General features: G+C 59.8%; 10 protein-coding genes and 1 rRNA gene. 4 read left to right on the top strand and 7 right to left on the bottom strand.

Annotation, left to right across the window (positions count from 1 at the left end):
- Both rrf and HBO05_RS28810 read left to right on the top strand, forming a co-directional pair.
- Positions 1-110: ribosomal RNA gene (gene rrf, locus HBO05_RS28815) — 5S ribosomal RNA — on the top strand; the annotation flags it as partial.
- 263 nt (positions 111-373) lie between these two features.
- Positions 374-2,254: a methyl-accepting chemotaxis protein gene (locus HBO05_RS28810; protein ID WP_169957157.1), complete on the top strand. Its 1,881-nt coding sequence runs from the start codon at positions 374-376 to the stop codon at positions 2,252-2,254.
- A 52-nt stretch (positions 2,255-2,306) separates the two neighbouring features.
- Here the strand turns inward: HBO05_RS28810 and HBO05_RS28805 are convergent, their stop codons facing one another.
- From HBO05_RS28805 to HBO05_RS28785, 5 genes are all read right to left on the bottom strand, one after another.
- Positions 2,307-2,768, bottom strand: a complete 462-nt coding sequence (locus HBO05_RS28805; RefSeq protein ID WP_170043802.1) for an SRPBCC family protein — start codon at positions 2,766-2,768, stop codon at positions 2,307-2,309.
- Positions 2,769-2,790: 22 nt separating this feature from the next.
- Positions 2,791-6,180, bottom strand: a complete 3,390-nt coding sequence (locus HBO05_RS28800) for an amino acid adenylation domain-containing protein (protein WP_172314998.1) — start codon at positions 6,178-6,180, stop codon at positions 2,791-2,793.
- A complete protein-coding gene (locus HBO05_RS28795; protein ID WP_172314996.1) occupies positions 6,177-7,124 on the bottom strand; it encodes a diiron oxygenase in 948 nt (315 codons plus the stop codon). Before HBO05_RS28795 ends, HBO05_RS28800 begins: the two co-directional genes overlap by 4 nt.
- Positions 7,121-7,891 carry a DUF3050 domain-containing protein gene (locus HBO05_RS28790; protein WP_169957163.1) on the bottom strand — a complete coding sequence of 257 codons (771 nt, stop codon included), beginning with the start codon at positions 7,889-7,891 and terminating at the stop codon, positions 7,121-7,123. The genes HBO05_RS28795 and HBO05_RS28790 overlap by 4 nt, the downstream gene beginning before the upstream one ends.
- A 544-nt stretch (positions 7,892-8,435) precedes the next feature.
- The gene (locus HBO05_RS28785) at positions 8,436-9,146 is read right to left on the bottom strand and encodes a GntR family transcriptional regulator (protein WP_169957165.1); all 711 of its coding nucleotides are present in this window, start codon (positions 9,144-9,146) and stop codon (positions 8,436-8,438) included.
- Between the two features lie 266 nt (positions 9,147-9,412).
- On the opposite strand from HBO05_RS28785, the gene lapG reads away from it, so the two are divergent.
- On the top strand, positions 9,413-10,105 hold the full coding sequence (gene lapG, locus HBO05_RS28780; protein ID WP_169957166.1) for a cysteine protease LapG: 693 nt from the start codon (positions 9,413-9,415) through the stop codon (positions 10,103-10,105).
- 14 nt (positions 10,106-10,119) lie between these two features.
- On the top strand, positions 10,120-12,066 hold the full coding sequence (gene lapD / locus HBO05_RS28775; RefSeq protein ID WP_169957168.1) for a cyclic di-GMP receptor LapD: 1,947 nt from the start codon (positions 10,120-10,122) through the stop codon (positions 12,064-12,066).
- Positions 12,067-12,080: 14 nt separating this feature from the next.
- Here lapD and HBO05_RS28770 read toward each other — a convergent pair whose 3' ends face one another.
- Together HBO05_RS28770 and HBO05_RS29130 are read right to left on the bottom strand one after the other, a co-directional pair.
- Positions 12,081-12,419 (bottom strand): hypothetical protein, encoded by a 339-nt coding sequence (locus tag HBO05_RS28770; protein ID WP_029300706.1) that lies wholly within the window; start codon positions 12,417-12,419, stop codon positions 12,081-12,083.
- A 160-nt stretch (positions 12,420-12,579) separates the two neighbouring features.
- Positions 12,580-18,391, bottom strand: a 5,812-nt coding sequence (locus HBO05_RS29130) for an immunoglobulin-like domain-containing protein (RefSeq protein ID WP_262381479.1), incomplete at its 5' end; no start/stop codon positions are given.

The following is an 18,391-nucleotide window of genomic DNA, read 5'->3' as shown; positions in this document are numbered from 1 at the left end:
GACCATAGAGCATTGGAACCACCTGATCCCATCCCGAACTCAGCAGTGAAACGATGCATCGCCGATGGTAGTGTGGGGTTTCCCCATGTGAGAGTAGGTCATCGTCAAGATTAAATTCCGAAACCCCCGCCTGCTAGCGCAGACGGGGGTTTTGTCGTTCTGGGGACCTAAGTGTCCAATCCTGACCGCCTGTCGGCTTCTTACATAAAAAGAAGATGTATCCCACAAATTCCTAAGATTTATCCAGCCTTGGCCGAAAGCCTGATGAGCCATGCGTGCACCGAAATAGAGCGGTCGTAGAGTCCGCCTATACCGTACATGGAACGTTGCATTCGGCACGCTCACCCCCTTTTGGCAAAAAGAAGTCGATGAAATGAATCTCAAGTTCAGTCATAAAATTCTGTTGGCCGCGTCAGGCGTCGTGGTTTTGGCCTTCGCGCTGTTTACGTTGTACAACGACTACCTGCAGCGCAATACCATCAGGCAAAACCTGGAGTCATCTATCCAGCAGTCGGGTGACCTGACTGCCAGCAGTGTGCAGAACTGGCTCAGTGGCCGGGTGCTGGTCCTGGAGAACCTTGCGCAGAACGTTGCTCACCAAGGCAGCAATGCCGACCTCCCCGGCCTGGTTGATCAACCGGCGTTCACCTCGAACTTCCAGTTCACCTACGTCGGTTCCACCAACGGTGTCTTCACCCAGCGTCCTGACGCGAAAATGCCTGATGGCTATGATCCGCGTCAGCGCCCTTGGTACAAGCAAGCGGTCGCTGCCGACAAACCCATGCTGACCCCGCCTTATATGGCCGCCGTCGGTGGTTTGATCGTCACCATCGCGATGCCGGTCAAGAAAAATGGTGAGCTGCTGGGTGTAGTGGGTGGCGACTTGAGCCTGCAAACCTTGGTGAAGATCATCAACTCGGTGGACTTCGGCGGGATTGGCCACGCGTTCCTGGTCAGCGGCGATGGGCAGGTGATTGTCAGTCCTGACCAAGAACAGGTAATGAAAAACCTCAAGGATATCTATCCGGGCAGCACCGTCCGTATTGAGAAGATCAACCAGGATGTGGTCCTCAATGGCCAGGACCGCATCCTGTCCTTCACCCCGATCAGCGGCTTGCCTGGTGCGGACTGGTACATAGGGCTGTCGATCGATAAAGACAAAGCCTACGCCCCCCTAAGTAAGTTCCGCACCTCCGCCTTGATCGCAATGTTCATTGCCGTCACTGCAATTGCCGTATTGCTGAGCCTGTTGATCCAGGTGCTGATGCGCCCGCTGACCACCATGGGTCGCGCCATGCAAGACATTGCCCAGGGCGAGGGCGACCTGACCCGCCGCCTGGTCGTGGAAAGCAAAGATGAATTCGGGGAGCTGGGTAGTGCGTTCAACCAGTTTGTCGAGCGTATCCATGCCTCGATCAGCGAAGTGTCCTCGGCGACCAGGCATGTACACGATCTTTCCCAGCGCGTGATGGCATCGTCCAACGCTTCGATCATCGGTTCTGACGAGCAGAGCGCCCGTACCAACAGCGTTGCCGCGGCCATTAACGAACTGGGTGCCGCCACCCAGGAAATCGCCCGTAACGCCGCTGACGCCTCGCAACACGCCAGTGGCGCCAGCGAGCAAGCCGATGACGGTCGCCAGGTCGTAGAGAAAACCATCCTGGCGATGTCCGAGTTGTCGCAGAAGATCAGCCTGTCCTGTACGCAGATCGAAACCTTGAATGCCAGTACCGACAACATTGGCCATATCCTCGATGTGATCAAAGGCATCTCCCAGCAAACCAACCTGCTGGCCCTCAACGCCGCTATTGAAGCCGCCCGTGCTGGTGAAGCCGGCCGTGGTTTTGCCGTGGTGGCTGACGAAGTGCGCAACCTGGCCCACCGTACCCAGGAGTCGGCAGAGGAGATCCACAAGATGATCACCTCGTTGCAGATCGGCTCACGCGAAGCCGTGACCACGATGAATGCCAGTCAGGTGTCCAGCGAAGAAAGCGTCGAGGTTGCCAACCAGGCCGGTGAACGCTTGATCAGCGTGACCCAGCGTATCGTCGAGATCGACGGCATGAACCAGTCGGTGGCCGCTGCCACCGAGGAGCAGACCGCTGTGGTGGAGACGCTCAATGTTGATATCAACCAGATCAACCTGCTGAACCAACAAGGTGTGGCCAACCTCAACGAGACCTTGAAAGACTGTGACGCGCTGTCACAACAAGCCAATCGCTTGAAGCAACTGGTCGACAGTTTCAAGATCTGATCACCCTGCCAGTCAATGTGGCGCAGTGCAGCAATGCACTGCGCCATTTTTTTCAGCCAAGCAGTCGGCGCACGTTATCCAGTGCACTGTCGGCGAAGGCCTGGATGAATTGTTCAAATCCCTCTTTGTCGCTGGCATCAACGGGTTCGGCGATGATGGTCCAGGTCACCCGCGCCTGATTCTCCCCCAGCGACTCAACGCTCATTGCGGCCCACAGCCGGGCCACGCCCAAGGTGTTATAGATCGTCGTCCAGGTCATGTGCATCGCCTGCGCATCGTGGCTATTGAGCTGTTCCACGACCACATTGCCGTCGTGGAAGCATTTCTTGCGCAGCGATCCCACACCGCTGCCGATCATCGTGATACTTGCCAGGGCAGGGATGAACGCGTCAAAGCCTGCGAAGCGACCCACGACCCCCCACAGGTTGACGGCGCTGCAGGCAATCGCCACAGATGACACCACAGGCCTGCCCACGGGGTTTTGGATCAACGTATCGGGTTGCAGCTGTCTCATAATTTTTTCCCTGGTGGCGGTGTCACAGAAAGCCGATGGCATTGAGGTACTGGCACCCTCTGCGTAACAGCGCGGGTGCTTTTTCGGGGTATTGCATGCCCATCTGCTCGACGCCATAGCGTGCGTTCTCGTGGCGAATCATCGAGATATCGCCAATGTCTTCTCCCAGCCCATTGAGGTAAAACCCGAGCACGCCAAACAGGGCATTCTCGCGACCCACTTCACCTAGCTGGTGTTGCCAATCCGCCACGCTTACCAATTCGAACGCATGACCTGCCTGGCGGAACGACTCCACGTAGGTTTCCCACCGCAGTGGCTGCGGATTGTGCAGGTTGAACACGCTGCGCTCGGCAACGCAGTTGCCACTGTGGAAGGCAATGAACTGCGCCAGGAAATCCACCGGCATCAGGTCGAAGTTCAAGCCCAGGCGTGGCACCCGGCCCAGCTGCAGCGAGCCCTTGAGCATCAGCATCAGGCGGTTTTTGTGTGGTTGGCAGACGCCGTTGCGGCTATTGAAACTGATGTTCCCGGGGCGATAGATGTTGATCCAGGCGCCTTGCCCCGCAGCGCGCCCCAAGAGGCGTTCAGCCACCCATTTGGAAAGGTTGTAGCCGTTCTTGATGTAGAGCGGCGGGGTACTTGCCGCAGGCGCTTCAAGCACCTGCCCGTCGGCTCCGACGCTGCTTGATGCGGATAATGTGGAGACAAAATTGAGCACCTTCTTACAGTGGGTTTCGCACAGTCGCAGGCACTCAAGCACCGGTTCCACGTTGTCCTTGGCCAGCGATGCGTAGTCCATGACGTGATTGACGTGGGCCGCGCTGTGTATCAGCACCCCGTACTGGCGGGCGAGGTGTTCATAGACATGGGCCTCAAGCCCCAGGCGAGGTCGGCGCAGGTCGGTGGCGTACACCCGCACGCGGCTCAGGTCCAGGTGTTCCAGGCGGTATTCACGCAACGCCTCGGCAAACCGTGTAGCGGCTGATTGCCCTGGGTTTTCGCGCACCAGGCAGGCGACTTCTGTCGCTCCGGCCATCAGCAAGGCTTCGACGATGTGCACACCCAAAAAGCTGTTGGCGCCGGTCACGATCGCCTTGTGGCGATTGCCCGCGCGCGCTCCTGGCAACAGGCTTATGTCCAGCGCGCGTAGCGCGTCGCTGATCGCCCGGTCGCTGGGGGCAGCACCTGGCAGGCTGTCGCTCATCAACGCGGCGAGGGTCTGCACCGTTGGCGCTTCGATAAACCGGTTGAGGGGCAGGCTGCGCCCGTACAACTCGCGAATCCGCAGGAGCATGGTTGAAAGCAGAATGGAGTGACCGCCGAGATGGAAAAAGCTGTCGTCAGTCGACATCTCGTCGACCGGCAACCCCAGCAGTTCACTCCACAGGCCCAGCAATTGCCCTTCCAGTGGTGTTTGGGGGTGGCGTTGAGGGTTTTCCGAGACGGCTTGAACCGTCAGCGCCAGTAAGGCCTGGCGGTCAACCTTGCCATTGCTGCCAGAGGGCAGGCTCGTCAGCTCTGTGCACACGCTCGGCTGCATATAGTCCGGCAGCATTTGCCTGGCATGTTGCTTGAGCGCGGCCAGGGCTGCGCCCGAACCATTGGGATCAGGCTGTGCCACAAACGCCAGGACCCGTCGATCACGGTCAATCACCACCGCGACCTGGCGAAACAGCTGGCTGGCGCGCAAGCACTGCTCGATCTCTTGGGGCTCGACCCGAAAACCACGGATCTTCACCTGCTGGTCCTGGCGCCCGACCAGCGCGATACCCTCGGCCGTCCATTTCGCCATGTCGCCCGTGCGGTACGCGTGCAAGGCCTGGCCGTCAGGCAGCCCAAGGCGCACAAAGTGCTCGGCGGTCTGGCGTGGCTGGTTCAGATACCCAAGGCTCACCCCGGGGCCGACGATGTACACCTCGCCAACTACCTGGTCCTCGACCGGCTGGCGCTGCTCGTCGAGGATCAGCACCTGGCTGTTGGCGATGGGTATGCCGAGGTTGAGGTTGCTGTCGTCAGCCTGCATCCGACGGCTGCTGACCAGTACTGTGGCTTCCGTCGGGCCATAGAGGTTGTGCAAGGCGCATTGCCCGGCCATCTGCCGGATGACATGGGGCTCACAGATATCACCGCCGGTCAGCAGGTGCTGCAGGCCCAACGGTCGGTCCATTGGCAGCAGGCTCAACAGCGCCGGCGGCAGGAAGGCATGGGTGACGCGCTGTTGCTGGATCAGTTCAACCAACTGGAGTGGGTCACGACGCTGTTCTTCACTGGGAACAATCAAGGTCGCGCCCTGGTTCAGGGCTGGAAAGAGATCGACCAGCGAAGAGTCGAAACTCACGGACGAAAATTGCAGTACACGGCTGTGCTCGCTGAGTTCGACATGCTGGCTGTACCACGCCGAAAAATGCGCCAGGTTTTGCTGGCTGAGCAACACCCCCTTGGGCTGGCCGGTAGTGCCCGAGGTGTAAAGCACCATGCTGGCGCTATCAGCCGTGGGCGAGGTGAGCGCCAAGGGGCAATTGTCGTCCACGTGCTGGCTGTCCATGCGGCTGACGTCCACAGCCATGAAATGCCTGCGCAAGGGATGTTGGCCATCATCGAGCAACACCACGGCCCCGGCGTTTTCCAGCATGGCTCGTTGGCGCGGCAGCGGGTGGCCCGGCTCGAGCGGCAGATACACCGCGCCGCAACCCAGAGTCGCCAGAATGCTGGCGTACAACTCGATCGACTTGCCCAGGCAGATCCCGACCACGGGCGCCGGCCCCGGCCCGAGCAAGGGTTGTAGAACCTGCTGGATGGCCAGGCTGTGTCGCAACAGCTGTCGATAGCTCAGGCTAAGCCCGGCAATCTCCAGGGCCGGCCGATCGGCGAAAACCCGCAAGCTCTGCTCCAACTGTTTGATCAGCGGCGTCCGGGCTTTTTGCAGGAGCGCTGGGTCAGCGGTCCGGTTGAGGCGATGCAGGTAGGCCAGTCCTTCCAGGCCCTGCAGGCTCTGCTCGGCAAACGTGGCGGCGCTAGCACGTTGTGTGAAGTGCCCGGGGTTGCGCGAAAAGCCGCTGACCTGCAGCGCGACCCACTCGACCAGGCGCGTCACTGCCTGGCGTCGCAGTCGTTGGCCGTTGCCACAGGCTGGCGGTGTCAGATCCAGCGCGGCCAGCAGCTGGCGTGAGCGGTCATAGCAGCGTATTTGCAGGGCTGGCAGGCCACACTCACTCATCGGGCCGATGCACAGGCGCAGGCTCATCCTGGTCACGCCGGCCAGTTCCTGGGCGAGGGGCTGGGTGCCATCTTCAATCAGCAAGTCGATTGCCGGCGCCTGCGCGGCAAGGTCATGCCCATAGGGTTGCAGTGCCTGCCCCAGCTCATGCAAGGCCGCACTGCTACCGACCAGGCTAATCCCAAGGCGTCTCATGACTGGCCCCCGGCTGCCGGCAGGTAGGCACTCAACGCATGGGCGACACACGAGGTTTGCAGCAACCCGCTGCGGCGCAGGAACCCCATGATGTTGCCGATCAGCGGGTGCTGGCGGGTGATGGGAAAGGCCGGGGTCTGTACCTCGACCCGCAGCGCCTGGCGAGTGTGCGCCGGCACATCCAGATGTTCGATCAACAGTCGGTCGAAGTCCCTTTGCAGGTCATTGGTCAAATAGTGTTGCAGGAACACCGGCAGGGTTCGGGCGATGCCGTCGCGATCCTCTTCGCTTGCCGTTTGCCAGTAGAGCCTTACCAGGCAGGTCCAGAAGCTGGCGTGGCGGCCCTCGTCAGCCAGGTGGTCGGCCATCAGGCCCCGGACCGACTGCTTGACGCTGTCATCCTTGGCAAACGCCGCCACGTCATGGGTGACCGTGTTCTCGGCAATCGCCACGCACACCAGCTCCACCGCATCACGCAGATGCGCCGGTGCCTGGGCCTGAGCGATGGGGATGGCACGGCTCAACTCGATGGCGGCCGGTAGCGGCAGCGGCGCAATACCTGTCTTTTCCTGCGTTTGCTGCATGAAGTCCAGGGCAACGAGGGCGTGATAATCCTCATCGACCACCACGGTCATGGCGTCGTAGCGGCACGCGGTAGGGAAGGGGATTGAAAAACGATTCTTGGCGATGCTCCGTGCGGTTCTATCGACGATCTCGGTCTCAAAGATCACCACGTCGTTGAGGAATTTGTAGAGCGTCTGCACCAGTACAAAATCGCGCCACTGCGGGCAGTGCTCGAGAAAACCCGCACTGAGTACCAGCGGTTGGCGACACAGGGGGTAGATCAACTTGTCGTCATCTTCCAGCAGGCGTCGCGGGCGAGTGCGGATAGTCGCCTGATGCTCCCAGTCGGCCGCGAACGAGCGATAGTCGAGGGCGTTCACAGGCTCACCTCCTGGCGTCCTGCGTGCTGGCGCAGGCCGTCCCACAAGGCAATGCGGCTCTCTACGGCGCTGAGGGCGGCGTTCCAGGCCTGTTGTTCGAGCACCGGGTCCGCCAGTGTCAGGCGTCGGAGCAGGCGCTCTGCGGCCGGCTCATGGCCCTCAGCGTCCAGCTCGATGTGGCGCTGGAGGTAGTAGCACAAGCTGGGGGCCTGCCGGTGGGCGACGTCGCTGCCCTGCAGGATGCGCTTGAACATCGCCGGGATGACGCTTTCCCGGCCATGCAGGAAGGTCGCGGCTACACAGTGGGTCGGGGCGTTCAGGGCGACGTCCAGGGTGTGCCGCACAAAGCGCTCTACCGCAGGATCAAGCGTGATCTGCGCCAAGGCACTGTCGAGGCTTGCACCCTCTCGCTGCAACGCGATGAAGCGTTCGATGGTGGTGGTGCAGGCCCCTACCTCGCGCATTGCCTCCAGGTACAGTTCGAAGTGACTGCTATGCCCGTCGCCCAGGCGCAGGTCCGATTCCTCGTCGAGGACAATTTCGTTGATCAGCCGCGCGGCCTGCGGGTCCGCCGGCGGGAGCCAGGGCAGGCGCACGCAGGTCAGGTCCTGTTGCAGGCGTTTGGTCAGGGTCATGAAGTCCCAGACGGCGAAAATATGGTTCTGCATAAAGTGCTGTAACTGCGGGAAAGAGTTGATTTCCAGGAAAATCGGATGTTCATGTAGTTGCAGTTTTTTTTGTCTGAGTAGTTCTTGGAGTTGAAACATGGTTAATGCCTATAAGTCGTTATGCCGACTCAAATAAAAAGGTTGTTTAGAACCAAGTGTGCATTACAGGTAAGTGTTGCGTCGCGCAGTCATGGGAATGACACGGCTGGCTTGGTTATCCGGCAAGCAACAAGTAGTGACAAAGCAACTTAGACTTATTGGATAGTTTGTCGTCCACAGCCGTGCCTAAGCCTGTGCCTACGCTTTCGACTGAAGTGCCAAGACCAATTAAAGGATAATCACTTGGTTAAGTATTCAAATACTTTAAGAGTTGTATAAGGTTTTTTTGCAGGAAGGAATATTTCGTAGTCGAGCTTACTGTTCGATGTGAGAACTTTCCTCCTTGTTTGCAGGTTTTAAATTATTGGACTTAATGACCAGGCTTAAATCCGCTTTTGCATTTGCAATGCTGGATGTTTCCTGACGGTCAATGTCGAGTCGGTTGCCGGAGCGGCCAAGGGGTGACGGCAGCAGAGGCCGGCTTTGGACGTGTGCGGCGCCTGGCAATCCAGGTCGCGCACGTAGCGGCTAAAGCCGGGAGAAATCAACGCGCCCCTTTGTCGTTCTCCTGCTCGAGGCCGTTCAGGTAGTGAGTGATCACTTCCATCCCGCGCATGAGGTGATTGCGCAGGGTCAGTACACTTTCCTCGACCTTTTTCTGCGCGACCAGGGTGAGCAACTCGCGATGGTCCTCTTGGGAAGTTTCGCCCAGCCCCATGGCTTCGAGGTTGAAACGCAGGAACCGCTCCTCCTCGTTCAGCCCGTGCTCTACCAGGCTCAACAACCGCTGGTTGGGAGCCTTGCCATACAATGCCATGTGAAACAGGCGGTTGAGCCGGCCGATTTCGTTGTAGTCGGTTTCGTGCTCAAGGGTGTCGATCAAGGCACCCGCCTGCTCGATATCACTTGTGCCCAGCAATGGGATCGACAAGCGCAGCGCCTCCGACTCCAGGAGAATTCGCAGGGCGTAGGTTTCCGCCGAGTTATCTTCAATCAGCGGGGCGACCACGGCGCCTTTATGGGTGACAACATGCAGCAGCGACTGGGCTTCCAGCTGGCGCAGGGCCTCGCGCACCGGCATGCGGCTGACTCCGAACAGGCTGGCCAGCTCTTGCTGGCGCATGGCGGTGCCGCAGGGCAGGCGGCCATCCAGTATGGCGTTGCGCAATGTTTCTTCAATAACGGAGCGGGCGAGGTGAGCGGGAATGGGCCCACTGATCTTGATGCTGCTCAAAGGGTTCGGCTTGTGCGTCACGACTACGCTATCCTCCTTTCTTGTTGGAATGGGTTTTGGCTAATTGGATCCAAAGAACACTAGAGATTGCATGCAGGCTTGTCAAACAGGCAAGGTTTCCCTTTGTAAGCGACTCAACAGCGCGGTTTTTCATCGCACATTATGGCTTGCTGGCGTCTTACAAGGCGCGATTGCTTAAGCTCAGTGATTGCACCGTGCCATTGTCTTTTGCCGACCGACCCTTCACCATCGATTGATTCTCCGTCTCTTTCTACGGACTGAAGCCATTGGCGGTACGTTTTACTCCCTCGCGGATCCTGTGCTGGTTGTTTTCAGCGCTGCTGCTGGCTGGCTTGTTGCCTGGCGGGCTGCATGCCGATTGGGATTTCTCCCAGATCAGCCGGCGTGCCACCACGCTCTATGGGCCACTGGGCGCGGGCCAGCAGCGTATCGATGACTGGCAGCGGCTGCTGGCCACGCAAAAACAAGGCAGCGAGCTGGAGCAGCTCAAGGTGGTCAACCTGTTCTTCAACAAACGGGTGCGCTATGTCGAAGACATCGACCTGTGGAACCAGGTCGATTACTGGGAAACGCCCATCGAAGCCCTGTGGAAGGGCGCCGGCGACTGTGAAGACTATGCCATCGCCAAATATTTCAGCCTACGGCACCTGGGTGTCTCCAGCGACAAATTGCGCATTACCTACGTCAAGGCATTGCGGCAGAATCGCGCCCATATGGTCTTGACCTATTATTCGACGCCAGAGGCCATGCCGCTGGTGCTCGACAGCCTGATCGACGAAATCCAGCCTGCCAGCCAACGGACCGACTTGCTGCCGGTCTACTCCTTCAACGCCGAAGGTTTGTACCTGCCGGGCGCCAAGGGCAACAAAAAGGTCGGCGACACCAAGCGCCTGTCGCGCTGGCAGGATGTGCTGAAAAAAATGCGTGCGGAAGGCTTCCCAGCCGAGCCGGCCAACTAGGAGTAACTGTTCAGATGTCACTGTTCAAACAGCTGTTGATTGCTATCTGTCTGTTCCTGGTGGTCGCTTTCAGCGGCAGCTTCATGGTCAGCCTGGAAAGCTCGCGTACCCAATACGTGAACCAGTTGCGCTCCCACGCGCAGGATGCGGCGACCGCCCTGGCGCTGTCCCTGACGCCCAATATCGACGACCCGGCGATGGTCGAGCTGCTGGTCAGCTCGATCTTCGACAGCGGTTATTACGCCAGCATCCGCGTGATCGACGTGACCAATGACCAGGTCATCGTCGAGCGCAGCGGCATCCCCGACAATAACGGCGTGCCCAACTGGTTCGTCAAGATGATCGGCCTGGAGCCGGCCGGTGGCGACGCCCTGGTCAGCCGTGGCTGGGAGCAGGCGGCGCGGGTCGAGGTGGTCAGCCATCCGATGTTCGCCCTGGCCAAGCTGTGGCAGAGCGCCCTGGGCAGCCTCGGCTGGCTGCTGTTGTGCGGCGCCGTCAGTGCGGTGCTGGGCGCGTTGTTGCTGCGCCGCCAGCTCAAGCCTTTGGACTATATGGTCAAGCAGTCCCACGCCATTGCCCGCCGCGAGTTCCTGAGCCTGCCGGATCTGCCGCGCACCCCGGAACTGCGCCGCGTGGTGCAGGCGATGAACCAGATGGTGGAAAAGCTCAAGGCGCTATTCCAGGAACAGGCCGAGCGCAGCGAAAAGCTGCGGGTGGAGTCCTATCAGGACAACCTCACAGGCCTGGCCAACCGTCGCTATTTCGAGATGCAACTCAACGCGCGGGTCAGCAACCCCGAAGAGACCAGTTCAGGCTACTTGCTGGTGCTGCGGGTCAAGGACCTGGCCGGCCTCAACCAGCGCCTCGGCGGCCAGCGTACCGACCAACTGCTGCAGGCGGTTGGCGAGCAACTGCTGCGCCAGTGCGAGCCGTACCCGGAAACCCACAACCTGGTCACCCGAATCCGCGGTGGCGAATTCGCCGTGCTGGCGCCGGGGCTGATGCGTGAAGAGGCGTTGCAGCTGGCGCAGAACCTGGAAAGCACCTTGCAAAGCCTGCAAGCCACCGGTGCCAGTGATGTGTCGCCGGTCGCTTGTATTGGCCTGGCGCCTTTCAATCACGGTGATTCGCCGCAAGCCCTGCTGACCCTGGCCGACCAAGCGCTGGCCCAGGCCGAGACCCTGGGGGATGTCAGCTGGGTGTGCCTGGACCACAGCGCGGCCGCCAGCGTCGGCGACGATCACCATGCCTGGCACACCCTGCTGGACCAGGCGCTGACCCAACAACGCTTCGAGCTGTACTTCCAACCGGTAGTGGCCACTCAGGATCCGCAACTGATCCTGCATTACAAAGTCCTCTCGCGGCTGGTCGACGACCAGGGTCATACCATCCCCGCCGGGCGCTTCCTGCCTTGGCTTGAGCGCTTTGGCTGGTCGGCGCGCCTAGACCGGGTGATGCTGGAACTGGTGCTCAAACAGATGGCCAGCCACGAGCAGTCGCTGGCCCTGAACCTGTCTGCGGCCACGCTGGCCGACCCGCAAGCGCTGAACCGCGTGTTCGACCTGCTGCGTCAGCATTCCAACCTGGGCCCGCGCCTGACCCTGGAAATCGGTGAAGAGCAACTGCCTGAACAGGCCGTGCTGGAGCAGTTGACCCAGCGTCTGCGGGAACTGAATTTTTCCCTCAGCCTGCAACGCTTTGGCGGGCGCTTCAGCATGATCGGCAACCTGGCGCGCCTGGGCCTGGCCTACCTGAAGATCGATGGCAGCTACATCCGCGACATCGACCAGGAAAGCGACAAGCGCCTGTTTATCGAAGCCATCCAGCGCGCAGCCCACAGCATCGACTTGCCGCTGATTGCCGAGCGGGTCGAAACCGAAGGTGAGTTGCAGGTGATTCGCGAGATGGGGATTTTTGGCGTGCAGGGCCAGCTGTTTGGCGAGCCGGCGCCCTGGCGCTGAGGCCGTGGCCGGCCTCAGATCAGGCCGGTCTCATCATCATTGATCAGGTGGCTCAGGCCACCCAGTGATTCCCGTGCGTTGCTACGGTCCTTGAGCTTGGCTTGGGCAGCCACCGGCAGGTCCGTGAGGTTGATCACGCCTTTTTGGATCAGCACCTGAATCAAGTCTTCCAGCACCCGGATCATCTCCGAGTCACTGTGCTTGAGCTGCTTGAGGCTCAGCTCCGCTTCTTCATTGGCAAACCAGGCCTGGATCTCATGATGATCCGCGGGCAGGGTGCCGGTCGATTCGGCGAAGGCAACCGCTTCGGCGCGAATCAGCTCACCCTGTGCATCACGTTGCACGTAGAACATTGAACATCCCTCATGAGGAGAACTGACGACAGCCTGTCAGCAGCATAGGCCAACGGAGCGCGATTGGGCGTGAGTATGCCGTGCAATCGTTGCCCCATGCCAGCGAACGGTGGCCGCAAATGAATCGGCCGCCTCAAGAGGCGGCCGGGTCATTGGTTCATTAGGTGTGATCGACCTTGATGGTCGGGTCAGCACCACTGATCAACGAATTGATCGTCTGCCCGGACCAGTTGTTACCTTCCAGCTTGATCGTCACATCCGCGTTGGCCAGGCCGCCGGCAGCGTTGAGCTTGCCTTCGGAACTGATCTGCAGCGTGGTCACGTTATCCACCGTGGTCAACTTCAGGAAGTTGTCGATGGTGCTGTCGGTTTCACCCTTGAGCAGGTCGCGCAGGTCGATACGGTCGCCTTCCGAGGCCTTGAAGTCCTTGATCACGTCGTTGCCGACGTCACCGGATCTCCAGACGAAGGTATCGGCACCGGTACCGCCGATCAGGATGTCATTGCCCTGGCCGCCGATCAGCGTGTCGTTACCCGTGCCGCCCAGCAGGATGTCGTTGCCCTTGCCCCCGTCCAGGTAGTCGTTGCCGCCCTGGCCGAACAGGATGTCATCACCCGAGCCACCCAGCAGGGTGTCATTACCGTCCTTGGCCCCCGAGGTGTTGAACTCGTTGTAGTGCTCGGTGATGTACTTGTGCACATCCTGGCCGGTGACGGCAGCAACCGCCACGCCGTTTTTCCCTGCCACGTAGGACTGGATAGCGTTGTAGCCCTCGCCGGTAATGCCCGGGAAGCTCACCAGGTCGCCAAACAGGATGTCGTTGCCGTCACCCCCATCGACACGGTCGGCACCCGGCAGGGTGGCCTCGCTGCTACCGAGGATGGCGTTGGCCAGATCCTTGGGATCGATGTTGGCTTGTGGCTTGTTATCGCTGTCGTACGGTTTCAACTGATCCAGGCTGACGCCACTGTTGAGGCCGATGGCTTCGACACCGCCGGTGGACAGGCCCTTGAGCAGTGCAAATGCGCTATTGGAGTTGGTGGTGGTGGCGGTGTCGGTATAGTTGCCATAACCGTCACGCACCGACAGCTCAAAAGTGCCATCCCCTTGGGCGTGGATGACTCCCGGGTTGTACTGCGACCAGCCCCCGTTGTTGATCCAGAGCGTCATTTTCCCGACAGCATCAATATCAATCAGGTGAGTCGAGTCGATAGTGATCCTGGTGGCGGTGCCTAAGGTGTAGTTGTTCATGTTGACGACATCATCCAGCTTGACGTTGCCGTACAAGGTCGGGTTGCCCTGCTCGCTGCGTTGGTAAAACGTCGGCTGGCCATCGGTGATGAAGTACGTTGTGTTGATTGCGCCAGTATTACTGGTCGCCTTGGCACTGTTGAAGAAGTTGGATGCGGCCTTGAACACGTCTTCGTAGTTGGTCCCGCCTTCAGACACCATCGAGTCCAGGACTTTCTGCAGGGCAGCCAGGGCGCCTGGGTCTTTCAGGTTGACCGTAACGGTCTGGTTGACTTGGGAATCGAAGTCGGCAAGGAAGATGTTCACGGTGCCAGAGGTGCTGGAGCCGATACTGTTTTTCAGTGAGTTGAACACGGTGGTCAGCGAGGCTTTCGCCGCCGCCACCGAGTCGTCGCCCATACTGCCCGACGTATCGATCATGAACGCGATGTTGTAGTTCTTGCCCTGGACCACGTTCAGGCCCGAAACGTCCGCCACAATGATGTCGTTGCCACTGGTACCGCTGACGTTGTCATCGCCCGAAGTCGCCGTGCTCCCGCTGTAGGTTGCCGGGTACACCTTGACCGGCAGATTCGCCACGGTTTGGGCCGAGCCGCCGAGGCTTTCGGTGGAGGTCGAGGTCACGGTCAGGTTGTACTGGCCGCTGGTGTAAGGCAGTGGCTTGAGGCTCAGGTTGTTGAGGTTCCAACCGGTGACGTCCACCTCGGTATGGCCCTGGGTCGCGGTGAAGGTATGCCCGGCACCATCGCTGAGCACTGCGCCCACCGGAATGCTGCCAATCTTCACGCTCAGGGTTTCCGAACCGTCGGTATCGGTCAGGCCGGTGGTGACCTTGGTCAGTTTGACCGTGCCGTTTTCCAGCCCTTCGTTGAGCTTGTACGCGTCGTAGTAGCCCTGGCCGTTGGTGCCGTGCAGGTCAGATACCTGCGCGCCGGCGCTGATCAGGTCGTTGATGCCGGTGTAGATCGGCATCGTGGTGTTGCTCAGGTTGGTTGCGGTGCCACCGTTGACCGACAGCTTGAGATCAAAGCTGCCCGGACCTGATTGGTTGGCATGGTAGATATCAATGCTGTAGTAGCCGTTGCTGGTCGGGGTGAACGTACCGTTGAACTGGCCGGAGTTGGAGCCCCAGGTACCGCTGGCCACATCTTTGCCGCCGATATTGACCAGGATGCTGTCATCGCCGTAGCCGCTGAAGGTGTACGACTTGCCGGCTTCCAGGTAGATCAGGCCGGAGGTCTTCGAGCCGGCACCGCCAGGCACATCTGCAGTAGGTAGGACGGTGGTCGAAACCGTCGTGCTGGTTGGCGTGCCGGCGTTATCGATGGCGTTTTTCAACACGGTCGGCGAGGCGCCGTTGCCGTTGGTGCCCAGGTTCGCAATGCTGTTCCAGCTCTGCTTGGTCAGGCCGACCGACGCAATGTTGTTATCGGCAACGCTCAAGGTCGGCGCATCTGCAACCGGGGTGATGTCGACTTTCACGGTGGTGCTGGTGCCCAGGTCCTTGCCATCGGTTGGCTGGAACTTGAACTGTGCGTAGTCCGCCTGCTTGTTGCCCACACCCGTGCCGCCGTAGCCGTCGGCTCCGGATTCGTTGGCGTTTGGCGTGAAGCGCAACTGGCCGCCGTCGATCTGCGCCTTGGTGAAGGTCTGGCCGGCGGTCACGTTGGTCCAGGTCGTGCCGTCCGCTGCCAGGTACTGCAGCTTGCCGGCCACCGGCAGCTCGGTGATTTTCACCCCGAGGCTGGCCTGCGGGGAATCCACATCGGTGACCCCAAAGTTGGCCCAGGTCAGCTTCAGCGGCGTGTCTTCGGTACCGGTGACGGCACTGCCAGTGGCAACCGGTGCGTCGTTGACCGCCACTACGTTGACCGTGGTAGTCGCCACGTTCGAGTAGTTGCCGCCATCGGTCACGGTCACGGTGATGGTCCGTGGCGTGGTGCTTGGGTCTTCGCTGCTGTTGCTGAACGTGATGTTCTTGATCTGCAACATGTAGTCAGCCAGCGACGCCGTACCGGTGAGGGTCAGGGTGATCTTGCCGGTGACCGGGTCCGTGACCGGGGTCACGGTAATGCCCGGGACGCTGGTGTAGCTCAACGAATCGTTCGGCTGAGTATTGGTCAGCACCACCGTGGCGCCCGTCAGCTGGGTGCTGTCCGGGTCGGTGATGCGGATGTCGGTGTCAGCAATCGACACGCCAGTGCCGCCTTCGGTGAACGTGGTCTTGAAGTCGTTACCGGTGGCGCCGCTGGAGTTGTTGGCGTCCAGGTCGATGGCCGGTGGTGCGTCGTTGTCGATGATCGACGTTTCGATTTTACCGTTGGTGGTGCTGATAGCCAGGTTCTCGAAATTGCCGCCGGAGGTCCCGGAGATACTGATCTCGAACTTCTCCGTAGGCTCGGTCAGCTTGTCGTCGATGGTCTTGATATCGAACGTCGCGCTGCTTTGGCCGGCCGGAATCTTCACGGTGTACACGCCGTTGAAGTCCGAACCGTCCTGGGCCACGCCTTTATACGAGAGCGTCACCGTGACTTCGGTGGCTGCCGGCTGGGTCAGGTTCAGCGTGTAGTGAGCGGTCTGGCCTTCGGTAACCGAGGTATCGCCCGCGATGGTGATCACGGTGTCGTTCGTCACGTCCGTTACCTTGGTAACCACTGGCGTGCCGACCGGGATCAGGTTTTCATACTTGTCGCCACCGCTGACCACGCTAGTGATCTTGGCGGAAATGTCCTTGGCGCCGATGTAGAAATCATTCGGCGCGGTGAAGTTGGCAGTGCTGCTGGTCTTGCCATTACCGATGGTAATGATCAAGTTGTTGTCCAGCTTGATCACCAGGTCGGAACCCACGTTGGTCACGGCCACGCCGTTCTTGTCTACCAAACTTGCGGTGTAGACGATCTGGCCGCCCTCGGCGACGCTGGTGGTGGCTGTCAGCACAACCTTCACATCGTCGATCGTGTCGTTGATCTGCGTCGTTGCGCCATCGCCTGCAACTACGAGTTTTTCGAAGTTGCCACCGTCGGTACCGGTGATCTTGACGGTCTGGGTGCTCTTGTCGATGAACACGTCATCGCCTGGAGCGTCCACTGTCACGGTGCCGACGGTTTCGCCGGCCTTGATGGTGATGGTTTGCTTGTTATCGAGCGTCAGGGTGACGTCGGTGTCAGCCTTGTTGCTCAAGGTGGCGGTGTAGGTGATCTTGCCGCCTTCGTTGACGGCGCTTGGCGCGGTCAGGGTGACGGTGGTGGTGTTATCGGTGCCTGGGGTATCAGTGACAGTCGTGGTGACCTTGTCGGTATTTGGAACCAGGTTTTCGAAGTGCGCGCCACCGGTGACTTCCTTGATGCCGGTAGTAACGGTTTGGTCGCCTTTGTAGACGTCGTCCGGCGCTACAACCGAAACGGTACCGCTCGACTTGTCCACACCGATGGTGATGACCTGGTTGTTATCCAGAGTCACAGTCACAGGGCTGGTGATGTTGGTTACCGGCGCACCGTTCTTATCCACCAAGGTGGCGGTGTAGACGATCTGGCCGCCTTCACCGACAGTTTTGGTCGCGGTCAGGATCACATCGACTTTGTCGATGGTGTCGTTGATCTGCGTCGTTGCACCGTTGCCCGCAACCACGAGTTTTTCGAAGTTGCCGCCGTCAGTGCCGGTGATCTTGACGGTCTGGGTGCTCTTGTCGATGAACACGTCATCGCCTGGAGCATCCACTGTCACGGTGCCGACAGTTTCGCCGGCCTTGATGGTGATGGTTTGTTTGTTGTCGAGGGTCAAGGTGACGTCGGTGTCAGCCTTGTTGCTCAAGGTAGCGGTGTAGGTGATCTTGCCACCCTCACTCACTTCCGACGGAGCCGTCAGCGTCACAGTTGTAGTGTTATCGGTACCTGGGGTATCAGTAACAGTCGTGGTGACCTTGTCAGTCCCAGGAACCAGGTTCTCGAAGTGCGCGCCACCGGTGACTTCCTTGATGCCGGTAGTAACGGTTTGGTCGCCTTTGTAGACGTCGTCCGGCGCTACAACCGAAACGGTACCGCTCGACTTGTCCACACCGATGGTGATGACCTGGTTGTTATCCAGAGTCACAGTCACAGGGCTGGTGATGTTGGTTACCGGCGCACCGTTCTTATCCACCAAGGTGGCGGTGTAGACGATCTGGCCGCCTTCACCGACAGTTTTGGTCGCGGTCAGGATCACATCGACTTTGTCGATGGTGTCGTTGATCTGCGTCGTTGCACCATTGCCCGCAACCACGAGTTTTTCGAAGTTGCCGCCGTCGGTACCGGTGATCTTGACGGTCTGGGTGCTCTTGTCGATGAACACGTCATCGCCTGGAGCATCCACTGTCACGGTGCCGACGGTTTCGCCAGCTTTGATGGTGATGGTTTGTTTGTTATCGAGGGTCAAGGTGACGTCAGTGTCAGCCTTGTTGCTCAAGGTGGCGGTGTAGGTGATCTTGCCGCCTTCGTTGACGGCGCTTGGCGCGGTCAGGGTGACGGTGGTGGTGTTATCAGTGCCCGGTGTGTCGGTCACGATGGTGGTGACTTTATCGGTACCTGGAACCAGGTTCTCGAAGTGCGCGCCACCGGTGACTTCTTTAATGCCGGTAGTGACGGTTTGGTCGCCTTTGTAGACGTCGTCCGGAGCCACAACCGAGACAGTCCCGCTCGACTGGTTCACGCCAATGGTGATGACCTGGTTGTTATCCAGGGTCACA

The sequence above is a fragment of the Pseudomonas sp. WS 5079 genome, assembly GCF_012985465.1.
Taxonomy (GTDB): domain Bacteria; phylum Pseudomonadota; class Gammaproteobacteria; order Pseudomonadales; family Pseudomonadaceae; genus Aquipseudomonas.
This window is presented reverse-complemented; position numbering and strand designations above follow the sequence as displayed.

Bases quoted from the DNA above. Each gene is read 5' to 3' on its own strand.
- HBO05_RS28810 (WP_169957157.1), top strand. From the start codon at position 374: ATGAATCTCAAGTTCAGTCATAAAATTCTGTTGGCCGCGTCAGGCGTC.
- HBO05_RS28805 (WP_170043802.1), bottom strand. From the start codon at position 2,768: ATGAGACAGCTGCAACCCGATACGTTGATCCAAAACCCCGTGGGCAGG.
- HBO05_RS28800 (WP_172314998.1), bottom strand. From the start codon at position 6,180: ATGAGACGCCTTGGGATTAGCCTGGTCGGTAGCAGTGCGGCCTTGCAT.
- HBO05_RS28790 (WP_169957163.1), bottom strand. From the start codon at position 7,891: ATGTTTCAACTCCAAGAACTACTCAGACAAAAAAAACTGCAACTACAT.
- lapD (WP_169957168.1), top strand. From the start codon at position 10,120: ATGTCACTGTTCAAACAGCTGTTGATTGCTATCTGTCTGTTCCTGGTG.
- HBO05_RS28770 (WP_029300706.1), bottom strand. From the start codon at position 12,419: ATGTTCTACGTGCAACGTGATGCACAGGGTGAGCTGATTCGCGCCGAA.